The sequence below is a fragment of the Streptomyces sp. SID4985 genome (genome assembly GCF_009863025.1).
Lineage (GTDB): Bacteria > Actinomycetota > Actinomycetes > Streptomycetales > Streptomycetaceae > Streptomyces.
On record NZ_WWIR01000411.1, the window covers coordinates 1 to 6,161 of the forward strand.

Annotated in this window: 6 protein-coding genes; 2 read left to right on the forward strand and 4 right to left on the reverse strand. The window is 73.3% G+C overall.

Translation table 11 applies throughout. From position 1 onward, the window contains the following. Positions 1-784 (reverse strand): IS5 family transposase gene (locus GTW40_RS18165; RefSeq protein WP_343245603.1). Its coding sequence is split into 2 segments (ribosomal slippage), with 782 coding nucleotides annotated over them: positions 1-452 and positions 455-784; the frame shifts between segments, so codons are not numbered across the junction. This gene is flagged as partial in the annotation. Positions 785-858: 74 nt separating this feature from the next. Here GTW40_RS18165 and GTW40_RS18170 point away from each other — a divergent pair. Then, a complete protein-coding gene (locus GTW40_RS18170) occupies positions 859-1,410 on the forward strand; it encodes a GNAT family protein (protein ID WP_161181258.1) in 552 nt (183 codons plus the stop codon). A 58-nt stretch (positions 1,411-1,468) separates the two neighbouring features. Here GTW40_RS18170 and GTW40_RS18175 read toward each other — a convergent pair whose 3' ends face one another. Further along, entirely contained in the window at positions 1,469-1,816 is a 348-nt protein-coding gene (locus GTW40_RS18175; RefSeq protein WP_161181259.1) for a VOC family protein, read from the reverse strand. Between the two features lie 251 nt (positions 1,817-2,067). Between GTW40_RS18175 and GTW40_RS18180 the strand changes: the two genes are divergently transcribed. Then, entirely contained in the window at positions 2,068-3,912 is a 1,845-nt protein-coding gene (locus GTW40_RS18180; RefSeq protein WP_161181260.1) for a transketolase, read from the forward strand. Positions 3,913-3,958: 46 nt separating this feature from the next. Here GTW40_RS18180 and GTW40_RS18185 read toward each other — a convergent pair whose 3' ends face one another. Together GTW40_RS18185 and GTW40_RS18190 are read right to left on the reverse strand one after the other, a co-directional pair. Then, positions 3,959-4,789: a methyltransferase domain-containing protein gene (locus GTW40_RS18185; RefSeq protein WP_161181261.1), complete on the reverse strand. Its 831-nt coding sequence runs from the start codon at positions 4,787-4,789 to the stop codon at positions 3,959-3,961. A gap of 132 nt (positions 4,790-4,921) precedes the next feature. After that, positions 4,922-6,161 (reverse strand): bifunctional phosphatase PAP2/diacylglycerol kinase family protein (locus tag GTW40_RS18190; protein ID WP_161181262.1); only part of this gene is annotated, 1,240 nt, incomplete at its 5' end.

A 6,161-nucleotide genomic window follows, 5' to 3' on the forward strand; every position in this document is an offset into this window, starting at 1 on the left:
AGGCAGGTGGCGAGACCGAGGAAGGCCTCGTGGATGTCGTCGCGTCGCTCCCAGCGGATCCGCAGGCGGCGAAAGCCGTGCAGCCAGGCGATGGTGCGCTCGACGACCCAGCGGAAAATGCCCAGGCCAGAGCCGTGTTGCACGCCTCGCTCAGCGATGACCGGGCGGATGCCGCGCTGCCACAGTAGGCGCCGGTATTTGTCGTGGTCGTAGCCGCGGTCGGCAAGCAGCGTGTCGGGTCGATGTCTGGGGCGGCCGACGACGCCGGCAACCGCCGGGATCTTGTCGAGCAGGGGCATCAGCTGGGTGACGTCGTTGCGGTTTCCACCGGTCAGCGACACCGCGAGCGGGATGCCCTGGCCGTCGGTGAGAACGTGGTGCTTGCTGCCCGGCCGTGCGCGATCGACCGGGCTGGGACCGCTTTTGGGCCCCGTCGAGCGGCCCGGACGTGGGAGGAGTCGATCACCGCCCGGGACCAGTCCAGCTTGTTCGCCGCCCGCAGCTTCTTCAGGAGCACCAGGTGCAGTTCGTCCCACACGCCGGCCTCGTTCCACGCGGCGAGGCGCCGCCAGCAGGTCATGCCCGAGCCGAAGCCCAGTTCCTGCGGCAGGTACTCCCACTGGATGCCCGTGTGCAGGACGAACAGGATCCCGCACAGCGCCTGCCGGTCCGGGACTCGCGGTCTGCCCTCGACCAGCTTCGGACCCGGCACGGGCAGCAACGGCTCGATGAGCGACCACAGTTCGTCCGAGACGATCCAGGGCCGCGACTGACGTTTCCCCACGATCGGACCAACGACCAGCCAATCCGAAAGTCACATGATCAACGGCTTCTGTTAGGACCTCTTAGGCTGGGCCGATGCCGCACACTTCGAGTCACTACGCAGCCGAAGGCCCCCGCGTCGCCGTCCGGCGGTTCCGGAGGGAGGACGGCGACGAGTTCGTCCGGCGGGTGCGGGAGAGCAAGGACCTGCACGCGCCGTGGCTGGCGATGCCCGACAGCGAGGCGGCCTACGCCGAGTACGCCGACCGGCTGATCGACAATCCGGCGCGGGCCGGATTCCTGGTCTGCGAGAAGGACTCCGGGGACATCGCCGGGTTCATCAACATCAACAACATCGTGCGGGGCGGCTTCCAGTGCGGCGCCCTCGGCTACGGCGCCTTCGCGCACGCCGCCGGGCGCGGGCTGATGCGGGAGGCGCTGGAAGCGGTGATCGGGTACGCCTTCGGGCCGCTCGGTCTGCACCGGCTGGAGATCAACGTGCAGCCAGGGAACACCGCGTCGATCGCGCTCGCGCGGGGCGCGGGCTTCCGCCTGGAGGGCTTCTCGCCGAAGATGATCCAGGTCGGCGGCGAATGGCGCGACCACGAACGCTGGGCGCTGACGACCGAGATGCGCGCCGGGGGCTGACGACCGAGACGCGGGCCGAGGCCGGCACCGGCGCCCGCACCTCGGCCGGGAGCCCCGTTCAGCCCGGCTGGTCCACGTACTCGAAGACCGTGCCGTCCGGGTGCACCGCGAGCAGATTCCGGCCCGCCGGGGTCGCCAGCGGACCCGCGACCACGCGCGCGCCCAGCTCCGTGAGCTGGCGGTGGGCCTCGTCCACGTCCTTCACCGCGATCGTCGCCGTCACCTTGCGCAGCACCTCCAGCTCGGCCTCCGGCCCGCTCATCAGCAGGAACGAGCCGATCGCCGCGGCCTGCACCCCGCCCCGCCCGAACCGGTGCGCCGGGGCGCCCGTCAGCCGCTCGTAGAACGGGATCGCGGTCTCGAGGTCGTCGACGCAGATACGCAGTGTGGCGCCCAGAATCTCCATACGGGCGAGCCTAGTTGGGACGACCGGCCCCGCACAGGCCGTCCATCCGGCCCGCACAGGCCGTCGCCTCCGGCTACGTCGGGGGAGTGGTCGTCGCCCCGATGGCCCGCGGGCGTTTGCCCGGCGCCCCGCCGGATACGCGGAGGAGGTCGGACGGGCCGCGGCACCCTGCGCTCACGCACGGTGACCGTGGGCGGAGGCTTTGCCCCCGGACGCCGTCCGACCGTCTCGGACCCCACGGAAGGAGACTCATGAACACCGCAGAACTCGCCGAACTCGGACAGCAGTTGCGGGTGGACAGCGTACGGGCCGCGCAGGCCGCGAACTCCGGTCACCCGACCTCCTCCATGTCGGCCGCGGACCTGATGGCCGTCCTGCTCGCGAACCACCTCCGTTACGACTTCGAGCGCCCGGACAACCCCGCCAACGACCGCTTCGTCCTCTCCAAGGGCCACGCCTCGCCGCTGCTGTACTCCGCGTACAAGGCCGCCGGGGTCGTCGACGACGGCGAGCTGCTCACCTTCCGCAGGCTCGGCAGCCGCCTGGAGGGCCACCCGACCCCGCGCCGGCTGCCCTGGGTGGAGACCGCCACCGGATCGCTCGGGCAGGGCCTGCCCGTCGGCGTCGGCATCGCCCTCGCGGGCAAGCGCCTCGACCACTCCGGCAGCCGCGTGTGGGTGCTGTGCGGGGACAGCGAGATGGCCGAGGGCTCCGTGTGGGAGGCCGCCGAGACCGCCGCGTACGAGAACCTGGACAACCTCACCGTCATCGTGGACGTGAACCGGCTCGGCCAGCGCGGCCCGACCCGGCACGGCCACGACCTGGACGCCTACGCCCGCCGCTTCCAGGGCTTCGGCTGGCACACGATCGAGGTCGACGGCCACGACGTGGACGCCGTCGATCGGGCTTATGGCGAGGCCCTGTCGACCACCGGACAGCCCACCGCGATCCTCGCCCGCACCCTCAAGGGCAAGGGCGTCGCCGCCGTCGAGGACCGCGAAGGACAGCACGGCAAGCCGCTGCCCGACGCCGACGAGGCCATCAAGGAGCTGGGCGGCCGCCGCGACGCGCGCGTCCACGTCGCCGAGCCGCCCGCCGGGACCCCGCGCCGCACCGTCACCGAGCCGCTGAGCCTCCCGCGCTGGGACGTGGGCGACGAGGTCGCCACCCGGGACGCCTTCGGCGGCGCCCTCGCCGCGCTCGGCACCGCCCGGAGCGACGTGGTCGTCCTGGACGGCGAGGTGGGCGACTCCACCCGCACCGAGCAGTTCGGCAAGGAGCACCCCGACCGCTTCTTCGAGACGTACATCGCGGAACAGCAGATGGTCGCCTCCGCCGTCGGTATCGCCTCGCGCGGCTGGCTGCCGTACGCCTCCACCTTCGCGGCCTTCTTCACCCGCGCCTACGATTTCGTGCGCATGGCCGCGATCAGCGGCGCCGGGATCAATCTGGTCGGCTCGCACGCGGGCGTCGCCATCGGCGAGGACGGCCCCTCCCAGATGGGTCTGGAGGACCTGGCGATGTTCCGGTCGGTCCACGGCTCCACGGTGCTCTACCCGTGCGACGCCAACCAGACCGCCAGGCTCACCGCCGCCATGGCCGGCCTGAAGGACATCCGCTATCTGCGCACCTCGCGCGGCAAGACCCCGGTGATGTACGGCCCCGACGAGGAGTTCCCCGTCGGCGGCAGCAAGGTCCTGCGCTCCAGCGCCGAGGACCGGCTGACCGTCGTCGCCGCCGGGGTCACCGTCCCCGAGGCGCTCACCGCCGCCGACCGGCTCGCCGAGGACGGCATCCGCGTCCGCGTCATCGACCTCTACTCGGTCAAGCCGGTCGACGTGGAGACCCTGCGCCGGGCCGCCGAGGACACCGGCTGCCTGGTGACCGTGGAGGACCACCACGAGGAGGGCGGCATCGGGGAAGCCGTGGTGGAGGCGTTCACCGACGGCCGGCCGGTGCCCCGCCTGGTACGGCTCGCGGTGCGCACGATGCCGGGCTCCGCCACGCCCGACGAACAGCTGCACGCGGCCGGGATCGACGCCGCGAACATCACGGCCACGGCGAAGCTGCTGGTGGAGGAGGCGATGGTGAGCTGAGGGGGACGGGAGCGGCTGGGGGCGTCGCGAGCGGGGGACGGTCGGATCAGTCCCGGCTGCCGTCCTTCCGGCACAGGATCTCCCCGTGGAGCACCGCGAACCAGCCGTCCTCCCGCCGCCCCCACTCCCGCCACGCCTCCGCGACCGCCCGCAGCTCCCCGGCGCTCGCGTGCCCGCCCCCGACGGCGCGGTCCGCGTACGCCGAGGCCAGGGTGCGGTCCGCCCACAGGCCGCTCCACCACGCCCGTTCCTCGGCGGTGGCGAACGTCCACGTGCCGGAGGTGGCCGTGACGTCCCGCAGCCCGGCCTCCAGTGCCCAGCTCTTCAGCCGCCGACCGGCGTCCGGCTCGCCGCCGTTGTCCCGGGCGACGCGTTCGTACAGGTCCAGCCAGTCGTCCAGGCCGTCCACCGCCGGGTACCAGGTCATGGCCGCGTAGTCCGCGTCACGCACCGCGACGATCCCGCCCGGCCGGGTCACCCGGACCATCTCGCGCAGCGCCCGCACCGGATCGCCCACGTGCTGGAGCACCTGGTGGGCGTGGACCACGCAGAAGGTGTCGTCCGGGAAGTCCAGGGCGTGGACGTCGCCCACGGCGAAGTCGAGGTTGTCCAGGCCGCGTTCGGCCGCCGTCGTACGGGCCTGCTCCAGGATTCCGGGTTCGCGGTCGACGCCGGTCACCCGGCCGTCCGGGACCAGGGCGGCCAGGTCGGCGGTGATGGTGCCCGGGCCGCAGCCGATGTCCAGGACCTTCATGTGCGGCTTGAGTGAACTCAGCAGATATCCCGCCGAGTTGGCGGCTGTCCGCCAGGTGTGCGAGCGCAGCACGGACTCGTGGTGCCCGTGGGTGTAGACGGCGGTCTCCCGCGGTTTCGGCATGGCCGGATCTCCCTCACCGCTCGACGGTCCGGCCACGGGGCCGCTGCGGACACCGTGGCCGTGCTGGACCGAACGCTACGCCCGGTCTCCGTATCGTGAGACCAGCCTTTCGCGATGCGGACTGACGGTGCGTCAACTCGCGGTGGCGCGGGGGCTGTAGACCGTCAGGGCGCGGGGCAGCACCTCCAGCGCCATCCGGCCGCCGACCGGGGTCACCTCGCCGTCGTAGGCCAGCGGGGTGTCGGGCGCGATGCCGGAGAGGCGCAGCCGGCCGAGCTGGACGGCCGCGTGGGAGGGGGAGCGGGTGAGCGGGCCCGCGACGGCCGCCGAGAGCAGCCGCAGCGCCGGATGACCACTGCCGTTCACCACCCGCACGTCCAGGCGGCCGTCCGACAGGTCCGTACGGCGGCCCGCCCCCAGGCCCCGGCGGTGGTAGAGGCCGTTGCCGACGAACAGCATCCACACAGCCCGGCGCCGCCCGGCCGCCTCCACCTCCAGCGGATGGCAGTCGGCGCGCAGCACCCGCAGCGCGGCCATCACCCCCGCGGCCCAGCCGCCGATCCGGGGCGACCAGTGCTCGCGCTCGCGCACCAGCTCGGGGTAGACACCGAGGCTGAGGGTGTTGAGGAAGACGCCCGAGCCGGTGTCGGTGGTGAAGCGGCCCACGTCCACCCGGACCGCCTCGCCCTCGCGCAGGGCGTCGGCGAGATCGCGCTCGTCCTCCACGCCGAGGTCGTAGGCGAAGTGGTTGAGGGTGCCGCCGGGCAGCACCGCGAGGGGCAGCCCGCGCCGCAGCGCGATCTCCGCCGCCGCGTTCACCGTGCCGTCGCCGCCGCACACCCCGAGCACCCGGGCCCGGGTCGCCGCCTTCTCCAGCTCCGCGACCACGTCCTCGGGCGCGCACTCGACGATCTCGGCGGCCGGGAGCGCCGTACGCAGCACGCTCACCCGGTCGGCGGTACCGGAAGCCTGGTTGGCCACCATCACCAGGCCCTCGCCCTCCGGCAGCGCCGGGGCGTCGGCGGACGGCCGGGCGGTGGGCCGCGCCTGGGCGCGGGTCTGCACCAGGGCCCGTACGGCGAAGGCGGCGCCCACACCGAGCGCCGCACCGGCCAGCACGTCGCTCGGGAAGTGGACGCCCGTGTACACCCGGGACATCGCCACCGAGAACGCGATCGGCGCCACCGCCGCGCCCCAGGCCGGGGACTCCAGCGCGACACCGGCCGCGAAGGCGGCGGCCGAGGCGGCGTGGCCGGAGGGGAACGACGTGGTGATCGGCTGCCGCTTCAGCCGCCGTACCGCCGGAACCGGCGCGATCAGCGGGCGCGGCCTGCGCACCGAGCGCTTGCCGAGGGTGTTGATGGTCAGCGAG